22 protein-coding genes, 1 riboswitch and 1 other annotated feature are annotated in these 25068 nt (G+C 37.2%); of the genes, 17 read left to right on the top strand and 5 right to left on the bottom strand.

Annotated elements, in window-relative coordinates:
• Positions 1–12: 12 nt before the first annotated feature.
• The 4 genes from IGL93_RS09645 to IGL93_RS09630 all read right to left on the bottom strand — a co-directional run bounded on the left by IGL93_RS09645 (position 13) and on the right by IGL93_RS09630 (position 3505).
• A complete protein-coding gene (locus IGL93_RS09645; protein ID WP_016616760.1) occupies positions 13–240 on the bottom strand; it encodes an SHOCT domain-containing protein in 228 nt (75 codons plus the stop codon).
• Positions 218–1027, bottom strand: a complete 810-nt coding sequence (locus IGL93_RS09640; RefSeq protein WP_002362631.1) for a TPM domain-containing protein — start codon at positions 1025–1027, stop codon at positions 218–220. Before IGL93_RS09640 ends, IGL93_RS09645 begins: the two co-directional genes overlap by 23 nt.
• Positions 1024–2169, bottom strand: coding sequence for a hypothetical protein (locus IGL93_RS09635; protein ID WP_010776016.1), 1146 nt, complete (start codon positions 2167–2169; stop codon positions 1024–1026). The genes IGL93_RS09640 and IGL93_RS09635 overlap by 4 nt, the downstream gene beginning before the upstream one ends.
• Positions 2170–2272: 103 nt before the next feature.
• On the bottom strand, positions 2273–3505 hold the full coding sequence (locus tag IGL93_RS09630; protein WP_002381543.1) for an SPFH domain-containing protein: 1233 nt from the start codon (positions 3503–3505) through the stop codon (positions 2273–2275).
• 207 nt (positions 3506–3712) lie between these two features.
• Here IGL93_RS09630 and IGL93_RS09625 point away from each other — a divergent pair, with 207 nt between their 5' ends.
• The 7 genes from IGL93_RS09625 to IGL93_RS09595 all read left to right on the top strand — a co-directional run bounded on the left by IGL93_RS09625 (position 3713) and on the right by IGL93_RS09595 (position 11297).
• A complete protein-coding gene (locus IGL93_RS09625) occupies positions 3713–5755 on the top strand; it encodes a penicillin-binding transpeptidase domain-containing protein (RefSeq protein WP_010776015.1) in 2043 nt (680 codons plus the stop codon).
• Positions 5756–5870: 115 nt separating this feature from the next.
• Positions 5871–6590 carry a tRNA (adenosine(37)-N6)-threonylcarbamoyltransferase complex dimerization subunit type 1 TsaB gene (gene tsaB, locus IGL93_RS09620; protein WP_010776014.1) on the top strand — a complete coding sequence of 240 codons (720 nt, stop codon included), beginning with the start codon at positions 5871–5873 and terminating at the stop codon, positions 6588–6590.
• Entirely contained in the window at positions 6562–7116 is a 555-nt protein-coding gene (gene rimI / locus IGL93_RS09615) for a ribosomal protein S18-alanine N-acetyltransferase (protein WP_002387121.1), read from the top strand. Before tsaB ends, rimI (IGL93_RS09615) begins: the two co-directional genes overlap by 29 nt.
• Positions 7117–7123: 7 nt before the next feature.
• Positions 7124–7588 (top strand): ribosomal protein S18-alanine N-acetyltransferase, encoded by a 465-nt coding sequence (gene rimI, locus IGL93_RS09610; protein WP_002359702.1) that lies wholly within the window; start codon positions 7124–7126, stop codon positions 7586–7588.
• Positions 7585–8631, top strand: a complete 1047-nt coding sequence (tsaD, locus tag IGL93_RS09605; RefSeq protein WP_002374298.1) for a tRNA (adenosine(37)-N6)-threonylcarbamoyltransferase complex transferase subunit TsaD — start codon at positions 7585–7587, stop codon at positions 8629–8631. The genes rimI (IGL93_RS09610) and tsaD overlap by 4 nt, the downstream gene beginning before the upstream one ends.
• A 42-nt stretch (positions 8632–8673) precedes the next feature.
• Positions 8674–8877, top strand: a binding site (T-box leader).
• A gap of 72 nt (positions 8878–8949) precedes the next feature.
• A complete protein-coding gene (gene argS / locus IGL93_RS09600) occupies positions 8950–10641 on the top strand; it encodes an arginine--tRNA ligase (protein ID WP_002367081.1) in 1692 nt (563 codons plus the stop codon).
• 155 nt (positions 10642–10796) lie between these two features.
• On the top strand, positions 10797–11297 hold the full coding sequence (locus IGL93_RS09595; protein WP_002356666.1) for an HD domain-containing protein: 501 nt from the start codon (positions 10797–10799) through the stop codon (positions 11295–11297).
• Positions 11298–11377: 80 nt separating this feature from the next.
• On the opposite strand, the gene IGL93_RS09590 is transcribed toward IGL93_RS09595, so the two are convergent.
• Positions 11378–11710, bottom strand: coding sequence for a helix-turn-helix domain-containing protein (locus IGL93_RS09590; RefSeq protein WP_016618386.1), 333 nt, complete (start codon positions 11708–11710; stop codon positions 11378–11380).
• 178 nt (positions 11711–11888) lie between these two features.
• Here IGL93_RS09590 and IGL93_RS09585 point away from each other — a divergent pair, with 178 nt between their 5' ends.
• The 10 genes from IGL93_RS09585 to IGL93_RS09540 all read left to right on the top strand — a co-directional run bounded on the left by IGL93_RS09585 (position 11889) and on the right by IGL93_RS09540 (position 25067).
• Positions 11889–12167: a hypothetical protein gene (locus tag IGL93_RS09585; protein ID WP_010707303.1), complete on the top strand. Its 279-nt coding sequence runs from the start codon at positions 11889–11891 to the stop codon at positions 12165–12167.
• The gene (locus IGL93_RS09580; RefSeq protein WP_033789447.1) at positions 12151–16401 is read left to right on the top strand and encodes a SpaA isopeptide-forming pilin-related protein; all 4251 of its coding nucleotides are present in this window, start codon (positions 12151–12153) and stop codon (positions 16399–16401) included. The genes IGL93_RS09585 and IGL93_RS09580 overlap by 17 nt, the downstream gene beginning before the upstream one ends.
• Before the next feature lie 28 nt (positions 16402–16429).
• Entirely contained in the window at positions 16430–16573 is a 144-nt protein-coding gene (locus IGL93_RS09575; RefSeq protein WP_002400869.1) for a hypothetical protein, read from the top strand.
• Positions 16570–17820, top strand: a complete 1251-nt coding sequence (locus IGL93_RS09570; RefSeq protein WP_010776011.1) for a glycosyltransferase family 2 protein — start codon at positions 16570–16572, stop codon at positions 17818–17820. Before IGL93_RS09575 ends, IGL93_RS09570 begins: the two co-directional genes overlap by 4 nt.
• 50 nt (positions 17821–17870) lie before the next feature.
• A riboswitch (Fluoride riboswitch) is annotated at positions 17871–17940 on the top strand.
• Positions 17941–18016: 76 nt separating this feature from the next.
• Complete coding sequence (locus IGL93_RS09565; protein ID WP_002384204.1) at positions 18017–19282, top strand: voltage-gated chloride channel family protein; 1266 nt, start codon at positions 18017–18019, stop codon at positions 19280–19282.
• A gap of 49 nt (positions 19283–19331) precedes the next feature.
• Complete coding sequence (locus IGL93_RS09560) at positions 19332–19610, top strand: UPF0223 family protein (RefSeq protein WP_002356679.1); 279 nt, start codon at positions 19332–19334, stop codon at positions 19608–19610.
• Positions 19611–20393 carry an inositol monophosphatase family protein gene (locus IGL93_RS09555; RefSeq protein ID WP_002384205.1) on the top strand — a complete coding sequence of 261 codons (783 nt, stop codon included), beginning with the start codon at positions 19611–19613 and terminating at the stop codon, positions 20391–20393. It begins immediately after the preceding gene.
• A gap of 220 nt (positions 20394–20613) precedes the next feature.
• A complete protein-coding gene (gene typA / locus IGL93_RS09550; protein WP_002356682.1) occupies positions 20614–22449 on the top strand; it encodes a translational GTPase TypA in 1836 nt (611 codons plus the stop codon).
• Between the two features lie 316 nt (positions 22450–22765).
• Positions 22766–24535: a DNA helicase RecQ gene (recQ, locus tag IGL93_RS09545; RefSeq protein ID WP_002368957.1), complete on the top strand. Its 1770-nt coding sequence runs from the start codon at positions 22766–22768 to the stop codon at positions 24533–24535.
• 226 nt (positions 24536–24761) lie between these two features.
• Positions 24762–25067, top strand: coding sequence for a YlaN family protein (locus IGL93_RS09540; RefSeq protein ID WP_002356684.1), 306 nt, complete (start codon positions 24762–24764; stop codon positions 25065–25067).
• Position 25068 lies beyond the last annotated feature (1 nt).

The following is a 25068-nucleotide window of genomic DNA, read 5'->3' as shown; positions in this document are numbered from 1 at the left end:
AGGATTTTTTTATTAATCTAATTGAAGCAATTGCCGTTTCTTTTGTTGAAATTCTTCTTCTGTTAGAACTCCTTCATCAACTAACAGTTTTAAATTTCTTAACTCAGCCATTACGTCTTCAATAGCGCTAGATGAGTTTTTTTGTGAATCAGATAGCTTTGGTTCAATCGGTTGGTTTTCATCACTCTTTATAGGAGTTGGTATTTCTGTGAAAAATCTAAAAACTTCGACCGCCGCCACCGAATGTGCCGCCGCCAGTTGAGTGGGTGGTGCTGCCACCACCGCCCATTCCGCCACTGCCGCCATTGTTTTTAGGAATACGACGCGTAGTGATGAAAGAGTTGGTTAACTGATCTGTGCGGGAGGTTAAGTTTAAAGTTGTTTTTTCCCTAAAGGGATATTGATAACTTGAAAATTTTAATTGATATTTAGAAATATTAATGCCTAAGAAGACCAAACTGAGTATCAGAGCAGCAGCAAAAGCAATTACCATTTCCAGCGGGGTAATGACTTTATAACGAGTGATTTTACCTGTTGCGCTGTCCACACGATAGTGCCCCCCAGGAACCCCTTTATTAACAAATGCTTGAGTTTCCTGAACAAAGGTTTGAGCAGCCGCGAAATAATTTCCTTGACTCATCCCATCCATTACTTTATCTAAGGTGTCATTAATTCGTGCATCCGTCATATAATCAATCATGTTTCCAGAAGTAGAGATGTAGACTTTCCGTAAGTCCATATCAATGAGAAAAAGAATCGCATTTTGGTCCTTGCCAACTTTATTTAAAAGATAATGATCTGCATATTCTTGTTCATCGCCATAGGTATTATTATTTGTGGTCACAATAAAGACAGAGGCTTTTGTTTTTTCTTCTAAAGGTTGTATCTCTTGCTTTAGTTGGTTGATTTGATCAGGTGTCAGTAATTGTGCACCATCATCAATTGAATTTTCAGCCGCCGAAACGGGTAGGGCAAGGCCAAAGGTAAGAAGTATTAGGAAAAAAATAGGTAAAAGTCGTTTTTTCATAGGAAATAACCTCCTAATAAAAAGAGTGCTAAGAGTCCAGCGAAAATGCCTAACGTTGCTAGTCCTAAACGAGTGTAACTAATTGGAAGCACACCGCTTACTTTACCTGTTTGTCCATTCATGGCATAATAATAAACTTTTTTTGATTGTTCCTGACTGCGATAGGTGACTAACCAAATTGGCAAAAGCATATAGTGATTATTTTCTTGGTCTAGAGAAATATCCGTGCGAACATTTGTCAATGTAGTATAACCAGAAGCAGAGTCCCGTAACAATGATTCCGAATAATCTTGTAATTCTTGTTGGACGTGTTTTTTGATTGCTTCATATTCAATATCGCGTTTTTCTGCTTGAAAACCTGCTAGGTATTGGCTTTTGAAAGGCACTGCTTGATCAATTAAAAATGGTTGAACGCCTTCCACCATTTTTTGTTGGACGTTTTTTGACAAGGCATTTTTAACTAATTCTTTAAACGATAATTTTCCTGAACGTCCCACATTGAAACGTTTTGTTTCGGTGTATTCAATATCACCTACGCGCCAAATGCGAATACTTGTGCCAGTAGCTTGGAGTTGTCCATCGACTTCTGCATCAACGACCCAATAGGGGAAGTAAACCCCAGTTAATTTATCGATTTGATTTTTGCTGAAAAAATCTCGGGGAATGAACCATTTTTTCTTGGTCCAAGCGAGAAATTTTTCAATCGCTTCGTCTTTTTCAATTGTAAAGGGTAAGACGTTTTCTGGTAAAAATTCGCCACTTAATCGACCAGCCAAGACAACAGGATTATGGCAATAATAACAGTATGTGGCAGCCGTTGTTGCATCGGTGACAATTTGAGCGCCACAGCTTGGACAATTAAAAATTTCCATTGTGCCTGCATCTGCAGCTGCTTCATTCTCAGTGGTCTCTGTTTGTTGCGTAGCGGAGGATTCTTCTTCCGCCGTGAAAGTCAAATTTTCCTCGGCAGTCGTTGTTGAGGGATTCTCTAAATGCGCCTCATGTTGCTGTTGCTCATAACGAGTCACTTCTTCTTCCGTGTAAATATTTAAACAATATTCACAATGAAATTTTTGATCTTTGGGATTAAATAAGAGCGGGCCGCCACAGTTGGGGCATTTATGGGTAAATGTTGTTTCCATTGCAACCGTCCTTTCTAATAGAGTGAGTAAATAACAGGAATCTGATTCAAAGAAAAAGGGTAGACTTGTGCCTGACCCTTTTCTTTAATTGTTCACTACTTGCTTATAAAGGAACCCCTTGGAATGGTTTACCACAATGTGGACAGAACTTAGGAATACCATTACTTAAGTCAACAATTTCGCTACATTCACTACATTTCATTTCTAATTTTGGTTTCTCGTTTGTTGGTTTTGGTGTACCACAGTTTGAACAAAACTTCCCAGTGTTTTCAGTCCCACATTGTGGGCAAGTCCAAGTGTCTGTAGACCCTTGTGCGTTTTGCTGGTTTTGTTTTTCTTGCATTTGTTGTTGGTTTGTTTGAGACGCTTGCGCAAAGTAGTTGCCATTCGCATTCATGCCCATACCAACGCCCATAAAGCCGCTCATAGCGCCACCTTCATTTTTACCAGCAGCCTCCATACCACGAGCCAAGGAACCTTGAACATAGCCTTCGCGAACACCTGGATCGCTGAGCATAGCTCCTTCATTTCGCATGTTGATTAATTTTGTTGAATCATCTGTATAAGAAATGCTCGCAACTGCTACAGAAACAATTTCCATGCCGCGATTGGTGCGCCAATCCTCATCAAGTGCAGTTTGCATATATTTGCTTAATTCAACACTTTTTGAGGGAACATAAGAAATACGTTGCCCATCAGCAGACATTTGATTGATTGCTGCTTGCAATGCTGTAATGAACTCTGCCAAATATTGTTCATTAATATCATTAATATCTACTTGCGTTTGATTTTTAGGAATCGCATTAGTATAAAATAGTAAAGGATCTGTAATTTTAATTGAGTAATTTCCGTGTGCACGTAAGAAAAGTTCGGCATTATAAAAATTATCAAAATAGTTTAATGGCGCAGGTGTTCCAAATTTAATGCCTTTAATTTCTTGCAAGTTAATATAAAAAACTTGTTGTTTTTGTGGAGTTACGCCACCAAATTTGAAACGACTGAAGGTCTCTGCAATCGCATCTTTTAAAGAACCGTTAAACATTGAAGGCGCAGAATCATTTTTGACTGTATAATAGCCTTCTTCAGCAGTGTAATCGATGATTTTGCCCCCATCGACAAGAAGCATCATCATGTTGGGATAGACATGTACAACAGAACCATCTGTTAAAACATCGTCCGTTCCTTTACGATTAGAACCACGTTTATCATCTTTACGCACAAAAACACCTTTTGTCATGACGGTTGTGTCCCCCATATTATCAGGTTCAATAACCTCTAGCCATTGATCGGCCAAGCCACCGCCAACTGAACTTGTTGCTGCTTTAATAAGTCCCATGTTCATTCCTCCTAATAAAAAACTAATTGTTACAGCTAGTATACCACACAATGAATGCAGAGAAATCCAACGAAAGCCTGATGAAATGGAAAAAATTGATCAAACTTTATTAAGAAATTAAAAAAAGTATAGGTGAAACACAAGCATTTTAAAAAAAGTTACGTATAATAGAAGAAAAGACATATTATATAGTTAGGGGATTATTGAATGGAACGAAGCAATCGTAATAAAAAATCTTCAAAAAAACCACTTATTCTTGGTGTTTCTGCCTTGGTTCTAATCGCTGCTGCCGGTGGCGGGTATTATGCTTATAGTCAATGGCAAGCCAAACAAGAATTAGCCGAAGCGAAGAAAACAGCTACTACATTTTTAAACGTATTGACAAAACAGAAATTTGATAAGTTACCGTCCGTTGTTCAAGAAGCTAGCTTAAAGAAAAATGGCTATGATACTAAATCTGTTGTTGAAAAATACCAAGCAATTTATTCAGGGATTCAAGCAGAAGGAGTCAAAGCTAGTGATGTTCAAGTCAAAAAAGCGAAAGACAATCAATACACATTTACCTATAAATTATCGATGAGTACCCCTTTAGGCGAAATGAAAGATTTGTCTTATCAATCAAGTATCGCCAAAAAAGGCGATACCTACCAAATCGCTTGGAAGCCGTCTTTAATTTTTCCAGATATGTCAGGAAATGATAAAATTTCGATTCAAGTAGATAATGCCAAACGTGGAGAAATTGTCGATCGTAATGGTAGTGGGCTAGCAATTAACAAAGTGTTTGACGAAGTGGGCGTAGTGCCTGGCAAACTCGGTTCTGGCGCAGAAAAAACAGCCAATATCAAAGCTTTTAGTGATAAGTTCGGCGTTTCTGTTGATGAAATCAATCAAAAGTTAAGCCAAGGGTGGGTCCAAGCAGACTCCTTTGTACCAATCACAGTCGCTTCTGAACCAGTGACAGAATTACCAACAGGGGCTGCGACAAAAGATACAGAGTCACGTTATTATCCGCTGGGGGAAGCAGCTGCGCAATTAATCGGGTATACAGGCACCATTACTGCAGAAGATATTAAAAAAAATCCAGAGTTAAGTAGTACGGGCGTAATTGGTAAAACTGGCTTAGAACGAGCGTTTGATAAAGAATTAAGAGGGCAAGATGGTGGCTCACTAGTTATTTTAGATGACAAAGAGAATGTCAAAAAAGCTTTACAAACCAAAGAGAAAAAAGATGGTCAAACGATTAAATTAACGATTGACAGTGGCGTACAACAACAAGCCTTCGCTATATTTGACAAACGCCCTGGTAGTGCGGTCATTACCGATCCTCAAAAAGGCGATTTATTAGCAACGGTTAGTTCACCTTCGTATGATCCTAATAAAATGGCCAATGGCATTTCTCAAAAAGAATATGATGCTTACAATAACAACAAAGATTTACCATTCACAGCACGTTTTGCGACAGGCTATGCACCAGGCTCTACCTTTAAAACAATTACCGGTGCCATTGGTTTAGATACAGGGACATTGAAGCCAGATGAAGAGCTAGAAATTAATGGTTTGAAATGGCAAAAAGATAAATCTTGGGGCGGCTATTTTGCGACACGTGTAAAAGAAGCAAGTCCAGTCAATCTGCGTACCGCTTTAGTTAATTCAGATAATATTTATTTTGCCCAACAAACATTACGGATGGGAGAAGACAAATTTAGAGCGGGTCTTAATAAATTCATTTTCGGTGAGGAACTAGATTTACCAATTGCCATGACGCCTGCTCAAATTTCAAATGAAGATAAATTTAATTCTGAAATTCTTTTGGCAGATACGGGCTACGGCCAAGGCCAATTGTTAATTTCGCCAATCCAGCAAGCTACCATGTATAGTGTTTTCCAAAATAATGGGACATTAGTCTATCCAAAATTAGTTTTAGACAAAGAAACGAAGAAAAAAGACAATGTAATCAGCGCCAACGCAGCGAATACAATTGCCACAGATCTTTTAGGTAGTGTGGAAGATCCTTCAGGTTATGTTTATAATATGTACAATCCGAACTTCTCATTGGCTGCCAAAACAGGAACAGCTGAAATAAAAGATAAACAAGATACAGATGGCAAAGAAAACAGTTTCCTTCTAACGTTAGATCGTAGTAACAATAAATTCTTAACAATGATTATGGTTGAAAATTCAGGAGAAAATGGTTCTGCAACAGATATCAGTAAACCATTAATTGATTACTTAGAAGCAACCATTAAATAAAAAGAGAAAATGAACGAAACGAGGTTTCTGTAAAAAGAAACCTCGTTTTCCCTTTTTAGAAAAAGGAAAGTGTGCTACAATGAAGCGACTAAATTGTAGAAGGAAAGGGATTCGTGTGCGAATTTTAGCAATAGATACATCTAACCAAACATTGAGTATTGCTGTGTGTGAAAATCAAAAAATTCTGGGAAGTTATACAGCAACGGTTAAAAGAAATCATAGCTTAACATTAATGCCGGCAATTGACTATTTGATGAGTCAATTGAACTTGGCGCCAACGGCAATTGATCGTTTTGTCGTAGCAGAAGGACCTGGATCATACACTGGTTTACGTTTAGGCGTGACGACTGCCAAAACATTGGCCTATACTTTAAAGAAAGAGCTAGTAGGCATTTCCAGTCTACAAACGTTAGCTGCCAATTGTGTTGGACAAACCGGTTTAGTTGTGCCTCTTTTTGATGCGCGTCGTAAAAACGTCTATGCTGGTGCTTATCGGTTTGTCAATGGCGTGTGGCAAAATGAGTTACCGGACCAACATATTTCCCTGCGGGAGTTATTAGAACAACTAAAAAATGAACCAAATCTTTTTTTTGTTGGTGAAGATGTTGAAAAATTCACTGAAGAAATAGCTCAAATCATTCCTCATGGAGAAATTTGTGATGTCCCGCAATGGCAAATTCCTAATGCCGCAGTTTTGGCTGCGTTAGGTAGTGTGGCTGAACATGTTGAAAATGTTCATGGGTTCTTACCTGCGTATTTGAAAAAAGTAGAAGCGGAAGAAAATTGGTTGAAGACACACACGCCTAATGGAGAAAGCTATGTGGAAAAACTTTAATTTTGTGACAAAATACTTTACAAAAAGACGGCAACGGTATATAACTAAAACCATTGCAATGAACCAGCAAGAATTTCAATTGCGTGAAATCACCTACCAAGATATTAAGGATTTACTAGCAATTGAACGTGAAGTTTACGCTGGGGAACTTCCTTGGACGATGTCTGCTTTCATGGCAGAACTTGGCTCAAAAGCGCCGCATCTCTATTTGTTAGCGGCAATTAACGGAAAAACAGTTGGCTTTATTGGTTGTCGGATTCAAGGAACGGATGCACACATTACGAATGTCGCTGTCCATACAGCATACCAAGGCTTAGGTTTAGGTCGTTCTTTAATAGAAGAAACGCGAATTTTTGCCAAGAAAAATCGTTGTGAAACCTTATCGCTAGAAGTACGAATGAGTAATGTTAAAGCCCAACGTTTATATCGAAAAATTGGCTTTGTCTCACAGACGGTGAAAAAAGGCTATTATGACGAAAATAATGAAGACGCACTAGAAATGATAATTGATTTAAAAGAAGAGTGAAGAAAAAATGTTAGTAACAAAAAAAGAAATATCTGTAGCAAATATTGGTGAAGAATTATGGCGTTTTAGTAATTCTTCTTATACAACTGGCTCCCCTTGGACAGAAACACAATTCGCGGAAGATTTTGCTCAGGAAAATAGCGAATATCTTTTTTTAGTTGAAAATGGCCAGTGGTTAGGCTATATTGCCTATCATTTTATTTTAGATGAAGCAGAAATTAGTCACGTTGTTGTGAATGGTCAGAAACAACACCAAGGAATTGGTTGTCAATTAATGAAAGCTTTTAAAGAATATGTTAAAAGTCGTGACATTACACAAATTTTCTTAGAGGTCAGAGAATCGAATACATTAGCTCAAAAACTTTATGAGAAAACAGGTTTTCGGAAAGTAGCTGTTCGAAAAAATTATTATAAAGAACCGCAAGAAAATGCCTTTGTAATGTGTGCGAAATTAAGGAAGGAAGCCCAATGACAATTTTTACAAAAGAACGTAAATTATTATTAGCTGTGGAAAGTAGCTGTGATGAAACAAGTGTGGCTGTCATTGAAGATGGCGACAAAATTCTTTCCAATATCGTAGCTTCGCAAATTAAGAGCCATCAACGTTTTGGTGGAGTCGTTCCGGAAGTTGCGAGCCGTCATCATGTTGAACAAGTGACGATCTGTATTGAAGAAGCATTAACAGAAGCAAAAGTCACACCAGAAGAGCTTAGTGGCGTTGCTGTGACCTATGGGCCTGGGTTAGTTGGTGCTTTATTAATAGGACTTTCTGCAGCAAAAGCATTTGCTTGGGCGCACCAATTACCACTTATTCCAGTCAATCATATGGCTGGTCACATTTATGCTGCCCGTTTTGTGGCACCGCTCGAATTTCCATTGATGGCCTTACTCGTTAGTGGAGGACATACGGAATTGGTCTACATGAAAGAAGATGGCTCTTTCGAAATTGTTGGTGAAACACGTGATGATGCAGCTGGTGAAGCGTATGATAAAGTCGGACGGGTGTTAGGATTGCCTTATCCTAGTGGCAAAGAGATTGATGCTTTGGCCCATGAAGGCACAGATACCTATCAATTTCCACGGGCGATGCTAAAAGAGGATAACTATGACTTTAGTTTTAGTGGCTTAAAAAGTGCGTTTATTAACACGGTTCATAATGCAGAGCAACGTGGTGAAGTACTGTCTACAAAGGATTTAGCCGCAAGTTTTCAGGCGAGTGTGGTAGAAGTATTAGTGACTAAAACCATTCGTGCTTGTCAAGAATATCCTGTTAAACAATTGCTAATTGCTGGGGGCGTTGCTGCGAATCAAGGATTACGAGAAGCAATGAGACATGCAATCAGTGAACAATTACCAGAAGTGACATTACTTATTCCGCCATTAAAACTTTGTGGGGATAACGCGGCGATGATTGGCGCTGCCGCCTTTATCGAAGCTGAAAAGAATCACTTTGCTTCGTATAACTTAAATGCAGAACCTGGCGTTAGTTTTATGACAATTAGTGAAGAAGGCTAGCCAGCTAGACAAAAATTTGCTATAATGAAGCCAGTTTAACAATGACATTCGATGATAAAGAGAGTACTTATTTCAACGTCAGCTTAGCGATCTTGGGAAGGTGGGAGCCAAGAGTGATCGGAATGAGGAAGCGCACTTTTAGAATTCTGCTGAAAGCAGACGGCAATCACCGTTATCGATGAAGCAGGTCTATCCAAGTAGTATAGACAATTAGAGTGGTACCGCGGGTAAATTCTCGTCTCTGACAAAACAAATCATTTTGTTTTGTCAGAGACGTTTTTGTTTTTTTATACTTACAAATTAATCAGGAGGGTTCTTATGAACAACAAAGAAATCGTAGCAAAAGCGTTACATGATGTTTTAAATGAAGAATTAACGATGGATCAAATCGAACAATTATTGGAAAATCCTAAATCTGTTGATCATGGAGATGTTGCTTTTCCAGCCTTTTCATTAGCTAAAATTTATCGTAAAGCACCACAACAAATTGCAGCAGAATTAGCAGAAAAAATTGATGGCACAAATTTTGAAAAAATTGAAGTGGTAGGACCTTATTTAAACTTTTTCATGAATAAAGAAGCAGTCAGTCAAGCTGTCATTGGCGCAGTAGTCAAAGAAAAAAACAACTACGGAAACAGTACCTTTGGCAATAATGGCAATGTTCCTATTGATATGTCTTCACCAAACATTGCTAAACCAATTTCTATGGGGCACTTACGTTCTACGGTAATCGGGAATTCAATTGCCTTTATTTTAGAAAAAATTGGGTATCAGCCAATTCGGATTAACCACTTAGGTGACTGGGGTACACAGTTTGGTAAGTTAATTGTAGCTTATAAAAAATGGGGTTCTGAAGAAGCAGTCCGCCAACAACCAATTAATGAATTATTGCGCTTATATGTGCAATTTCATGAAGAAGCAGAAGAAAAACCAGAATTAGAAGACGAAGCACGTGCTTGGTTTAAAAAATTAGAAGAAGGAGACCAAGAAGCCAATGAATTATGGAAATGGTTCCGTAGCGAGTCTCTAAAAGAATTTGATAAAATCTATTCCATGTTAGAAGTTGAATTTGATTCTTATAATGGCGAAGCCTTTTATAATGATAAAATGGATGAAATTGTTACTTTATTAGAAGAAAAACATTTATTAACAGAAAATCAAGGTGCAGAAATTGTTGATTTGACAGAATATAATTTAAATCCAGCACTTATTCGTAAATCAGATGGTGCGACCTTATATATCACACGGGATTTAGCTGCTGCGCTTTACCGTAAACGGACGTATGATTTTGCCAAATCACTTTATGTAGTCGGCAACGAACAAAGCAATCACTTCAAACAATTAAAAGCAGTCTTGAAAGAACTAGGATTTGACTGGTCAGATGATATGGAACACATTCCGTTTGGTTTAATTACTCAAGGCGGTAAAAAATTATCCACACGTAAAGGGAAAATTGTTTTATTAGAAGAAGTATTGAATGAAGCTGTTACTTTAGCAGGAAATCAAATTAACGAGAAAAATCCAGACTTAGCAAATCGTGAAGAAGTGGCGAAACAAGTTGGTGTAGGTGCAGTTATTTTCCATGACCTTAAAAATGATCGTCTAAATAATTTCGATTTTGTATTAGATGAAGTTGTTCGTTTTGAAGGCGAAACTGGCCCATATGTTCAATATACACATGCTCGTGCGATGAGTATTTTACGTAAAGCAAACTTTACACCAGACGCTACACAACGTTATGCACTAAATGACAAGGATAGCTGGGAAGTCGTGAAGTTGTTACAAAAATTCCCTGAAACTGTGATGCAAGCTGCTGAAAAATATGAACCATCTGTTATTGCGAAACATAGCATTCATTTAGCACAAGCGTTCAATAAATATTATGCCCATGTTCGGATTTTGGATGAAGATGCTCAAAAAGAGGCACGCTTAGCGTTAGTTTATGCAGTAGCTACTGTTTTAAAAGAAGATTTACGTTTACTAGGATTACATGCACCAGAAGAAATGTAGAAGTTTTTGTGAAAATTTTACTGCGTTGAACGCTAAACTTATTAAGCAAATATTAAAGTTAAGTTACAGATTGAGAAATTCATAGTAATTAAATAGCTGGGGTGCTATACTCGAGTCAAGTTATAAAAGGATTAGAAAAGGTGGCACCCAATTATATGACAGAAAAATGGCGTGAAGACGAAGAATATCTTTCTTATGTAGAAGATTTATTAGCAACCGAAGAAGTCCAAAAATTAGCAGAATACACACAACATATGCATTCAACTCGTTTAGAACATTCAATTAGTGTTTCCTATCATAGCTATAAATTAGCAAAGCGTTGGAACGGCAATGCTCGTGCAACAGCTCGTGCTGGTTTATTGCATGATTTGTTTTACTATGATTGGCGCACAACAAAGTTTGACGAAGGCTCTCATGCCTATGTTCATCCACGAATTGCAGCCAAAAATGCTGAAAAAATTACAGAGTTGTCTGATTTAGAACGAGACATTATTATTAAACATATGTGGGGCGCAACTATTGCACCACCAAAATACAAAGAAAGTTACATTGTAACCTTTGTTGACAAATATTGTGCTGTCAAAGAAGCAGCGTTGCCGATGACGACAGCCATGAAAACCAAATGGCGTCAGTATTTTGGCCAACAGTCAATCTAAAAAAAGCTTATCCGGAAGGATAAGCTTTTTTTGTTTGACGTTGACTAAAAAGTCTAACATTCATCTATTTAAAATAAATATTAAAAGTAATTTTGTTCTGTTAATTTCTTTTGAGCATATCGATAAACTGCTTCTTGATTTTCAGTTGTCAATTGTTTGTAAACATTCATAATATTGGTCGGGACAACAAGTGGCGTTTCTTCCGTTTCAGGAATACCTAAGATTTCAAGAGGTGATACATCTAAAACTTTAGATAAGGCGACAATTTTATCCCTCCCCATATTTTCAATCATTCCAGTTTCCCATTTCCTGACGGTACTTTTTCCAACACCAACAAAATTTCCAACTTGTTCTAATGTAAGATTTTTCTCCATCCGTTTTTGCTTCAAAAAATTTTCTTTCAAAAAAACCACCTCCGTAAAAACATTCTAGCACAAAAAGTGTCGCAAAAGAAACATGTTTTTTTGAAAGTAGATATAACAAATATAACAAAAAAGTTATTTGATTTTAATGATATTGACGTTTTTTTCACAAAATGATATAATTTCTGTGTCTTATTAGACACGAAGAGTGGAAAAGGGGGAGAGTAAAATGGAATCAAATTTAATTCACTCAAAATTGAGAATGAAAGGAAAAAATGTTGAATGGTTGGCAAATGAAATGACTGCATACGGGCAGCCCGTATCCGCTTCAACGATTTACAAAAAATTAAAAGGAGAAGTTGTTTTCAAAGCAGCGGATATTAAATTGATTTCACAGTTGTTGGATTTGAAGAATGAAGAAATTATGACTATTTTTTTTAGCGAATTAGTGTCTAAAAAGACACATATTGATGTTGAAAGGATTGTGATGAATGAAAAAAATTATTAATAAGTTATTTTCGCTTTGTTTAATTATTTTTATTATTTTAGGATCTAATACAAGTATTATTTCTTATGCGATAGATAATGAAAGTGGACCGCAAATTCGGTCTGTATCTGTGGAGTATCCAGAAAATAAGACGGAAATTGTTGCGACAAAAGATTGGGCAACTGTTTCCTTGGCGTTATCAATTTCCGAATTAGCAATTGGAGAGACGATTACATTAAGAATGGATAGCGAAAAATATTCCTATTCAATGACACCTTTTGAAATCAGTGATGGGCTTCGAGTGACTCCAAATGATGATGGAACTTGGACGATTAAAGCGTTGCAAAATATTGTAGACTATTCAGCTGATTTAGAATTAAAATTACGATATAACCAAAATTTGTCAGAAAATTTTGAAGATAAAGTGACTTTTACTTTTGGAGATTCACAAAAAGTTGCAATGATTAACATTGGGCAATATGTTGAGAAAGTTCCAGAAACTGAGCTCGTTCGGAAAGTTCCTTTAGGTTTTACGCCAGAAGGAAGAGTTGCTTGGGTCATCTATTTTAACTATAACCAAGCAGGACTTTCAGGTTCAGAAAAAACAACCTTTAAATTTTTAGATAATGTAGGTCCAAACCAAACATTAGCTGTTGACAGTATTGCCGCGTATCTCACCAAGCAGCCTATTTTAGAAGTAAATGGTGAAATGATTCGGAATTTAGAGCATGATGAATACAGTTACGATGCTAGTCAATTTTTCCAAAAACATGCTTCTAAAAGCGGACTTAATTATGAAGCGGAGAAATTTGAAGGAATACCAACGGCTACGGGCAGTTATCTTTCTAACAAAAACGCCTATTATATTTATTTAGAAACAATTCCAAATGAAAATATTCCAAGTGATGCCTTACTATCAAATTACACCTATATGCGTATTTCTAATGAGGGATTCGATGCTTGGGAAGATGAAGACATCGCTTATATCACTGCGGATGAAAATAGTGGAGGAACAGGTCAAGGTGGTGTTATTTTAGAAAAAATAGACGCAGAGACAGCTGAAGTTCTGCAAGGCGCTATTTTCAAACTTGTGAATAAAAAAACACAACAAGTTATTCAAGAGAATTTAAGGACCAATCAATCTGGACAAATCCGTTTAGCTGGTTTAGAACCTGATCAATATGAATTAATTGAGGTTAAAGCACCACCCGGCTATAAATTAGATGCAACGCCAGTATCATTTGAAATTAAATCAGGCCAAACTCAGACGATTCGTCTGAAAAAAGAAAATACACGTTTAGAAAATCAATTAAAAGTAGAAAAAGTAGATGAAAATAATGAGGCGAAGCGTTTAGCGGGTGCTGAATTTTCGTTGTATGACCAAAAAAATAATCTAATAGAAAAAGGTGTCACGAATGAAAATGGCGAGCTGTTATTTTCAAATTTATCACCTGATGGAGAATATTATTTAGTTGAAACGAAGGCGCCTAATGGCTATGAATTAGACGATACTAAACATCCTATTTCATTTGCTGGAAAAGCCGACTACACTTTAACATATCGGGTGAAGAATAAGCAGCAAGTACAAATTGGTTCCATCAAAATTGTTAAACAAGATAAAGACAGTAAAAAACGTTTAACAGGCGCAGAATTTCAGTGGAAAGATACGGTGACAGGAAAAACAGGAACAGTGACAGTTGGAATCGATGGAACCATCACAATTCCCAATTTAGCAGTCAATCGTAAGTATGAAATCACAGAAACGAAAGCACCCACAGGTTATGTACTAGACAAAACCGTGCATAAAGTCACTTTAACAACTGCACAAGCCAATAAAGTAGTGACTGTAACTGTTGACAATGTAGCGCAAAAAGGGTCTATCAAAATTGTTAAACAAGACAAAGACAGTAAAAAACGTTTAACAGGCGCAGAATTTCAGTGGAAAGATACGGTGACAGGAAAAACAGGAACAGTGACAGTTGGAACCGATGGAACGGTCACAATTCCCAACTTATCCGTCAATCGTACGTATGAAATCACAGAAACGAAAGCACCCACAGGTTATGTACTAGACAAAACCGTGCATAAAGTCACTTTAACAACTGCACAGGCAAATAAAGTAGTGACAGTAATCATTGAAAATACAGCGCAAAAAGGTAGTCTAGCAATAATCAAAGTAGACAAAGATTCAAGAAAACGTCTAGCAGGTGCAGAGTTCAAATGGCGTGATACGGTGACGGGAAAAGAAGGAACAGTTGTAGCCGACAAAAATGGACAAGCACTGATAACAGATTTGCCAGTCAATCGTGTATACGAAATTACGGAAATTAAAGCACCAAATGGCTATATCTTAAATAACAAGACTTACCGAGTTATCTTAACGACTAATTTTGCAGATAAAATTGGTTATTATACCATTGAAAATACAGCGCAAGAAGGTAGTCTAGCAATAATCAAAGTAGACAAAGATTCAAGAAAACGTCTAGCAGGTGCAGAGTTCAAATGGCGTGATACGGTGACAGGAAAAGAAGGAACAGTTGTAGCCGACAAAAATGGACAAGCCCTGATAACGAATTTGCCAGTCAATCGTGTATACGAAATTACAGAAATTAAAGCACCAAACGGCTATATCTTAAATAACAAGACTTACCGAGTTACCCTAACGACTAATTTTGCTGACAAGATTGGTTATTATACCATTGAAAATGTTGCGCTACGTGGCAATTTAAAATTAATTAAACAAGATAGTTATTCAAAACAACGTTTAGCAGGTGCACAATTTAGATGGCGTGACACAGTGAACGGGAATACAGGCGTAGTAACTGCTAATGCTAATGGTGAAGCAACTTTGTATAATTTTTCCGTCAACCGGATTTATGAAATTACAGAAATAAAAGCACCAAATGGTTATATACTTGACAAAACGGTGCATAGAGTTCTTTTACCTTCGAATTATGCTAGCAAAACCTACACGTTTACCAAAAATAATCAAGCACAAAAAGGCGCCATCAAAATTGTTAAGCAAGATGGATATACGAAACAACGTTTAGCAGGTGCACAATTTAAATTCCGAGACACAACCAATAATTATACTGCAACGTTTACAGCGAATAGGAACGGTGAAGTACTGATTACTGGATTAGCCGGTGATCGTATCTATGAGATTACAGAAATCAAAGCACCGAATGGCTATATCATAGATAGACGTGTTCATAAAGTTGATTTACGTGGACAAGGTGGTAAAACCTATACATTAGTCTTAAATAATCAAGCACAAAAAAGTGCCATCAAAATTATTAAGCAAGATGGATATACGAAACAACGTTTAGCAGGCGCACAATTTAAATTCCGAGACACAACCAACAATTACACAGCAACGTTTACAGCGGATAGAAACGGTGAAGTACTGATTCCTGGATTAGCCGGTGATCGTATCTATGAGATCACAGAAATTAAAGCACCAAACGGCTATACTATAGATAGACGTGTTCATAAAGTTGATTTACGTGGACAAGGTGGTAAAACCTATACACTAGTCTTGAATAATACATCACAACAGGGCGCTATCAAAATTATTAAGCAAGATACGGATACAAAACAACGTTTAGCAGGCGCAAAATTTAGATTCCGCGATACCACCAATAACTATACGGCAACATTTACAGCAAATGGAAATGGTGAAGTACTGATTCCAGGATTATCGTCAGATCGTATTTATGAAATCACCGAGATTCAAGCGCCAACTGGGTATGCGTTGGATAGTAGGGTCCATCGGATTGACTTACGAGGCCAAGGCGCAAAAACGTATACGTTAGTGTTAAACAATAAAGCAAACTATGGTGCTATTAAAATTATTAAACAAGATGTTGAAACAAAAGTACGTTTAGCAGGCGCTGTTTTTGAATGGAAAGATACAACTAACGGCTATACACAAAGAGTGACAACTGGGGGAGATGGTACAGTTACTATCAGTGGACTATCCGTAAACCGAGTGTATGAAATTAGAGAAGTTCAAGCGCCAGCTGGTTATTCACGAAATACTACGCCAACACGTGTCAGTCTGATGCAAAATCATGCGGGGCAAACAATTGCAATTGTTCGAGAAAATCGCAGAATACCAGTTTATAATCCACCGCCACCAACAGTTTGGCCCTATGTGCCACCCATCACTAACTATAATCCACCTGTGTACTATAATCCGCCAAGATATTATTATGGGGGATGTGTCATGGTTATCGTGGTGGTGTGTTGGTAAAAAACAAATAGAGAGAAAGGAGTATCTAATGAGTCAATCCGCTTTACCGAAACTTGGGGTAATTTCAACGGGCGCCCTTTTCGTGACTGATTTAATTGGTGTTATTCTAGTTTCAATTGTCACTGCCTACATTCTATATCGTTATTTTTTGAAAAGAGGACAAATTACATGATTTATTTGTATCAGTTATACAAAGTAATTATGTTCATTTTCTTAACCTATTTATTTACAAGTTTATTTCTCAGTTTTCGAACAAGAAAAAAAACAAGAAGAGAAGTCGAAGTAGCAGAAGAATTTTTCTGCTACTTTCTTGTACCGTGTGTAAACGAGGAGAAAGTCATCGGAGAAACATTAAAAAAACTGGTTGCTTTACCAATTAAGAAAAAAATAATTGCGATTGATGATGGATCAACGGACCAAACCAAAGCAATGATGGACAGTATTGCTGGTCCAATCCAAGTTCTGTCTCGTCAATTTCCTAATGCGCAACAAGGCAAAGGCGCCGCTTTGAACCATGCTTTCCAAATTGTATTAGCAGATGCAGAAAAAAAAGACTACTCACGAAATCAAATATTGGTGGGAGTAGTGGATGCAGATGGTTTTTTTAGTGAGAATATTATCAATGAACTAACTGCTGTTTTCGCAGATACGACAATCTGTGCTGCGCAAACAAGAATCAAAATGAAAGATGTTACAAGTTTTATGTTTATTGCACAAGATGTTGAGTTTTTTACGATTAATAATTTTATTCAAAAGGCACGTCGGGCAACAAAAACCATCGGACTTGGTGGCAATGGTCAGTTTTTTCGGTTATCAATGATTACCGAACACTTAGGTTATCAGCCTTGGGGAAATGCTTTATTGGATGACTATGAGTTAACCATTAAATTAATGCTGAAAGAGTTATCGATTGCTTATATTGACGAGGCCTTTATGGCTCAAGAAGCACTGAGAGATGTGAAACGTTTTATTCGGCAACGAAGCCGTTGGGTTCAAGGGAATTTAGATTGTCTAGCGTATTTACCCAGGGTGATTAAATCAAAGTCATTAACGCTAAGGCAGAAGTGCGGCATCTATTATTTTTTAGCGCAACCCTTTATTAATCTCGTCGCAGGAATCCTCGTTTTTGTTTTAACTGGGCTTCAACTGCAACACTTGTATAGGTTAGGTTTTTCGTTATCTCTAGGTATTAGTTTTGCTTTGGCTGTCAGTATTTCGCTAGTTTTCGGCATTTTTTTTACAATCAACTATTATCACGAGTTGAAAAATTTTCAATTAGAAGTACCGGCAAAAGTGGGGTTAATTAGTTTACCTTTTACTATTTCCTACATGTACTTAATTTTATTCGTTAGTGTGGTAATGGCTTATTATCGGTTTATTAAAGGGAATAGCACGTGGATAAAAACGGAACGCAATTGATTTTTTATTGCACTTTCCAGAGTTGCGTGGTATTATTTTTAATAGTTTAATAGCAACATGGTGATGGTGTTCACCACGAACTATTTATCGGACGAATAAATTAATGACGCCTACCAAACGGGAGAAGTGTACCCTTTGGTAGGCTTTTTCTGTACGCTAGGATTGGCGATAAGAAAATTGTAAAGGAGCATGTAAAGTGAAAAAAGAAACAAAGCAACTACTATCAATCGGCGGTTATATGGCAAAATGGTTGCTCATTACCGCAATTATTGGTTTATTTATGGGGGCGTTATCCGCCTTTTTCTTAAAGAGTCTCACCTATGTAACAGATGTTCGTTTAGCAAATCCTTGGTTACTCTTTATCCTCCCCATTAGCGGTGTTGTTTTTACGTATTTCTATACGCGTTTTGGGAAAAATGCTAGCCGAGGAAATAACTTAGTGATTGAACAAGGCAATGGCGGGGAAGAAGATATTCCTTTGCGCTTAATTCCTTTAACATTGTTTGGCACGATTACTACGCACTTATTTGGTGGTTCTGTTGGTCGTGAAGGGACGGCGGTGCAAATGGGGGGCGCAATCGCAAATGCTGTAGGAAAAGTCTTTAAACTGTCCGCTTTGGAACGACAAGTAATTATTATTAGCGGAATTAGTGCAGGTTTTAGTTCTGTTTTTGGCACACCATTAGCGGGAACGGTTTTCGGATTAGAAGTTTTGGCGATTGGAAAAGTTCGTGCAGAGGCACTTTTCCCAAGTTTTTTTGCAGGCTTATTTGCTAATTTTGTGACTGAAAGTTTTGGTGTAACACATACGCATTATCCGATGGGCAAAATTCCGACTTGGTCGGTTGATCTATTCGTAAAATTATTTTTGGCATCGATTTGTTTTGGTTTGGCAGGTTGGGTTTTTAGTCGTTCCATTGTCTTTTTAAAAAAGACCTACGCAAATTGGTTTGCTAATGTCTACCTTCGTGCGTTTCTTGGGGCGTCCATTGTCGTTCTGTTTGTGCTCGTCTTAAACAACCAACGTTATTTAGGCTTGAGTTTACCTTTATTAGAAGATGCATTTGCAGGCAATGCGCAGCCTTTTGATTTTGTTGGGAAATTATTCTTTACGGTGTTATCCTTGGGTGCCGGATTCCAAGGAGGGGAAGTAACGCCATTGTTTGAAATTGGGGCTACGTTAGGTAGTTCTTTGGCCCCTTTGTTACATCTATCAATTCCTTTTTTAGCAGGGTTAGGATTTATTGGTGTTTTTTCTGGCGCCACGAATACGCCGATTGCTTGTTTCATTATGGGCATTGAACTATTTGGTAGTGAAGCGGCGGTCTATTTTTTCATGGTTTGCTTAATCAGTTTTATGTGTTCTGGAAATAGTGGTATTTATGCTTCACAACAAAGTTTGTATCGCAAAGGAACAGCAGAATATCCTCTCTTTAACGCATTAAAAAATCGACGTAAATAAGATGTTTTTTTATGAAAATATGCTAAACTAGAGAAGATGAGGTGAAGACATGAAAGACTATCAATATCCATTAGATTTAGATTGGACGACAGAAGAAATGGTGATTGTCACTAATATGTGGACAGCAGTTGAGCAAGCCAACGAAACAGGCTTGCCTGTTGACAAATTTTTAACAACCTATCAACAATTTAAAACGGTCGTTAAAAGTATCGGCGAAGAAAAACGCTTAGGTCGTGAATTTGAAAATGCTTCAGGATATTCGTTATATCGTACGCTTCAACAAGCTAAAAAACAGGGAAGCGGTAAATTAAAGCTGGGGGATGATTAGATGACTGAAACGCAAAAATTTGTTCAAACAATTCAAAGTTGGCTTTTTGAAGCAGCCGATGTGATTCGAATGAACTTGGAATCAGAGTTAACCGTTCAACAGAAAAATGGCCGCACCGATTTAGTAACAAATATGGATGAACAAACCCAAGAATTTTTAATGAATAAAATTCAAACAAATTTTCCCGAAGATCAAATTTTAGGGGAAGAAAAAGGCTACAATACTTTAAAAAGCTTTGCTGGTCGCGTGTGGATCATCGATCCGATTGATGGCACAATGAATTTCGTGATGGAAAGAGAAAATTTCTGTATTATGTTAGCTGTTTATGAAGACGGCATTGGTAAATTAGGTTTTATCTATGATGTGATGCGAGAAGAACTTTATTGGGGCGGCAAAGGGCTTGGCGTTTATCGAAATAATCAATTATTAAAAGCGCCTACTATGAAAGCCTTGGCAGATGGATTATGGGGCATGAATGCTTACATGCATGGAAAAAATATTCATCACGCAACGGAAATCGGACAAGCAAGCATGGGCGTGCGTATTAGCGGTTGTGCAGGTTTGGAAATTATTGCCATGTTAAAAGGCAACCATCATGGCTATTTATCTAATCTAAGTCCTTGGGATTATGCAGCAGGCTTAGTACTTTTGGAAGAATTTGGGTTTAAATACTCTGGTATTACAGGAAAACCATTAACTTTTACGGGTCGTGAATACTTTATTGCAGCAACTCCTGAAACCTATGATGAAGTATTTACCCGATATTTAAATGAATCGGAATAATCAAAGAAGAGCGTTGCTGAAAGGTAAGGCTCTTCCTCTTTTAAAAGAGAAAAATTTGTAAAAAAATGTCCTTGTTTTCAGAAAAAGCCGAATAATTTCTAAAACTTTCATTATTTTTGCAGGCGAAAGCCTTTTTTTAATGAAAAAAGTTTGCTATAATAAGCAGTCGGCTTTTATGGACTTAAGTAACATAAGCGTATATAGATAAGGAGCAATTAAATTGAAATACAGAGATGATATTCGTAACGTGGCAATTATCGCCCACGTTGACCATGGTAAAACAACCTTAGTAGATGAACTTTTAAAACAATCTGACACTTTAGATGGACACACACAATTACAAGAACGTGCAATGGATTCCAATGCACTTGAAAGTGAACGTGGAATTACTATCTTAGCAAAAAATACAGCCGTAGATTATAACGGTACACGTATCAACATTCTAGATACACCAGGACACGCGGACTTCGGTGGTGAAGTAGAACGTATCATGAAAATGGTAGACGGTGTTGTTTTAGTTGTCGATGCGTATGAAGGAACAATGCCTCAAACACGTTTCGTATTGAAAAAAGCATTAGAACAAAAAGTAACACCAATCGTGGTTGTTAACAAAATTGACAAACCTTCTGCTCGTCCTGAACACGTAGTAGATGAAGTTTTAGAGTTATTCATCGAATTAGGCGCAGACGACGATCAATTAGATTTCCCAGTTGTTTATGCTTCTGCTTTAAACGGAACTTCAAGTGAATCAGATGATCCAGCAGATCAAGAGCCAACAATGGCCCCAATTTTTGATAAAATTATTGAACATGTGCCAGCTCCAGTTGACAATTCAGACGAACCACTTCAATTCCAAGTCTCATTACTAGACTACAACGATTACGTTGGACGTATTGGGATTGGCCGTGTGTTCCGTGGCACAATGAAAGTCGGCGACCAAGTTGCGTTGATGAAATTAGATGGCAGCGTGAAAAATTTCCGTGTAACGAAAATTTTAGGTTTCTTTGGCTTACAACGTGTGGAAATTGATGAAGCAAAAGCGGGCGATTTAATTGCCGTTTCTGGAATGGAAGACATTTTCGTTGGGGAAACAGTTGTAGATGTTCACAATCAAGAAGCATTACCAATTCTACACATTGATGAGCCAACCTTACAAATGACTTTCTTAGTTAACAATTCTCCATTTGCGGGACGTGAAGGAAAATACATTACCGCTCGTAAAATCGAAGAACGTTTAATGGCTGAATTACAAACAGACGTATCTTTACGTGTGGATCCAATTGGCCCAGATTCTTGGACTGTATCAGGCCGTGGCGAATTGCATTTATCAATTTTAATTGAAAACATGCGTCGTGAAGGCTATGAATTACAAGTTTCTCGTCCAGAAGTTATTGAACGTGAAATTGATGGAGTTAAATGTGAACCATTTGAACGTGTTCAAATTGACACACCTGAAGAATACATGGGTAGCGTGATTGAATCCCTAAGTTTACGTAAAGGCGAAATGCAAGATATGATTAATGCCGGTAACGGACAAATGCGTTTAATCTTCTTGGCACCAGCTCGTGGCTTAATTGGTTATTCAACAGAATTCTTATCAATGACTCGTGGTTATGGTATTATGAACCACACCTTCGATCAATACTTACCAATGATTCAAGGAACGATTGGTGGCCGTCATCAAGGTGCGCTAGTTTCAATCGATACTGGTAAAGCAACGACTTACTCAATCATGAGTATTGAAGAACGTGGTACAGTTTTCGTTGAACCAACGACAGAAGTTTACGAAGGAATGATTGTTGGGGAAAACAACCGCGACAACGATTTAACTGTGAACATCACAAAAGCTAAACAAATGACTAACGTTCGTTCGGCAACGAAAGACCAAACATCAGTCATCAAAAAACCGAAAAAATTAACGTTAGAAGAATCATTAGAATTCTTGAATGAAGATGAATACTGTGAAGTAACACCAGAAAGCATCCGTTTAAGAAAACAAATTCTTAACAAAAACGAACGCGAAAAAGCAAGCAAGAAAAAGAAAAAAGCTGAATAATTTTTCGACAAATAAACATTTAAACCAACTATGCTCGTTTTACTACGAAAATAGTTGGTTTTTTTATGAAAAAAACGGATTAATGCGTATTTTTAAGATAAGGATATTTTTTATGTGTGGATAACTACTCGTTATCCACAACAAGCAAATGTCGCTATTTTTGAAAGCTTTTGATAGCAAGCTTTCACAATTTTTCATTCTTTTTGATGTTTCACGTTAACTGGTGTTTCACGATTGTGTCTTGTTTTAACACACCTTGTTCCTGTTAGATTAGCGTGTTAAAATGACTTGTAGAACAAAGATTGGAGCGCAATAAATGAGTGCATTACAAGAATTATTAAAAGATACATTTGGCTATGATGATTTTCGGCCAGGACAAGAAACGATTATTCGTCATGTATTGCGACAAGAAAATGTCTTAGGCATTATGCCAACAGGTGGAGGCAAATCGATTTGTTATCAGTTGCCAGCCTTACTTCTGGATAATTTAACATTGGTGATTTCACCATTAATTTCTTTAATGAAAGATCAAGTAGATGCCCTGAATTTAATGGGGATTCCAGCTACATATATCAATAGTACCATTTCCTATCAAGAAATGAATCATCGTATTCAATTAGCAGTTAACAAAGAAGTCAAGCTATTGTATGTTGCGCCAGAGCGATTAGAATCTTATGATTTTCAACAGATGCTGACACATGTACCGATTGATTTATTGGCAGTAGATGAGGCACACTGTATTTCACAATGGGGGCATGATTTTCGTCCAAGCTATTTGCGTTTAGCAGAGATTATCGATCAATTTCAACAACAACCAACCGTGATTGCACTAACAGCTACAGCAACGCCACAAGTAGCGGAGGATATTGTCAAGCAATTAAGAATTCCATCAGAAAATGAAATCAAAACAGGATTCGCTCGAGAAAATCTATCTTTTCAAGTCGTGAAAGATCAAAACAGAGACGTTTTTCTTTTGGAATATTTAAAGATGAATACTGGGCAATCAGGTATTATTTATGCAAGCACGCGGAAGGAAGTTGAACGAATTTATCATTTATTAGAGAATAAAAAAATTGCGGCTGGGATGTATCATGGGGGCATGAGTGAACAGTTACGTAGTGAAAATCAAGAAGCATTCTTGTATGATCAAGTGCAAGTGATGGTAGCAACAAATGCCTTTGGTATGGGGATTAATAAGAGTAATGTTCGTTTTGTCATTCACGCACAAGTACCAGGGAATATTGAATCTTATTATCAAGAAGCCGGCCGAGCTGGTCGTGACGGTCTGCCTAGTGATGCTGTGTTAATGTTTGCTCCACAAGACTTGCAAATTCAACAATACTTTATTGAACAATCTGAAATGACCATTGATTATAAGCAGAAAGAGTACTTGAAATTACGGGAAATGTCACAATATGCGAATGCACAAATGTGTTTACAAAAATATATTTTACGCTATTTTGGTGAAGAAGGGACGGACTGCGGTCGCTGCTCAAATTGTCTGGATAATCGAGAATTAGTCGATATTACGGTCGATGCCCAAAAAGTCTTGTCTTGTGTAAAACGTATGGGAGAACGTTTCGGTAAGGGCTTAGTTGGTAAAGTCTTGACTGGCTCAAAAGATCAAAAAATTGATCAATGGCATTTTGATCGTTTGCCAACATACGGACTAATGAAAGGTCGCACGCAAAAAGAAGTCACACAGCTGATTGATTATTTGACAGCAGAACGTTATTTAATTCCTTCTGATGGGCAATTTCCGTTGTTATCAGTCTCGACAGAAGGTGTTCAGGTGCTTTTAGGGGAACGGAAAGTCTTCCGAAAAGAAGACCAAAAAGTTCGAAAAGTAGCAGTGGATGATGCCTTGTTTGAACGATTACGCGAATTACGTATGGACATGGCTCAAGAGGCAGGCGTGCCGCCATATGTAGTCTTTTCCGATAGTACACTTAAAGAAATGTGTGAAAAATTACCGCAAACAACGATTCAATTATTGCAAATAAAAGGGGTCGGCCAAAATAAATTAGATAAATATGGCACCGCCTTTTTAGAAGTAATTAAAGAATATCAAGAGACGAAAAAATGATATAGTTTGTTATTTTATTTAAAATTAAAAGCAGAAAATAAGAAAAAATTCTTTTAATGTATTTGTTGTTGTATTGATAAAATAAGCTTGTTATATAAAGAGATTTCTTACTTAATATATCGCTTGGTTTTAGAAAATTTCTTAAAGGAAATTTTCTGAAATCATCATGTATCTAACTGAGAATTATGTTATAATTATTTAATTAAGATAGGGAGGTTCTGTACAAATGGACGAAGGAATTTCAAAGAAATTTGCCATTCAATTATTAGAAGACGATGCAGAACGCATTAAAATGCTTATTCGTAATCAAAAAAACAGTTTGTGCATTTCTCAATGTAAAGCATTTGAAGAAGTGGTGGATACACAAATGTATGGTTTTTCAAGACAAGTGACCTATGCGACCCGTTTGGGGATTTTAACTAATGATGAAGGACATCGCTTACTAAGTGATTTAGAACGCGAATTGAATCAATTATATACAGATGTTTATGAAGAAACACAAGAAAAAAACGAGATTGGCAAGGAGGGTTAAG

This window comes from Enterococcus sp. DIV1328a (assembly GCF_050536905.1).
Lineage (GTDB): Bacteria > Bacillota > Bacilli > Lactobacillales > Enterococcaceae > Enterococcus > Enterococcus faecalis.
The sequence above is the reverse complement of the archived record's forward strand: the minus strand, read 5'-3'. Positions and strand labels throughout refer to the sequence as shown.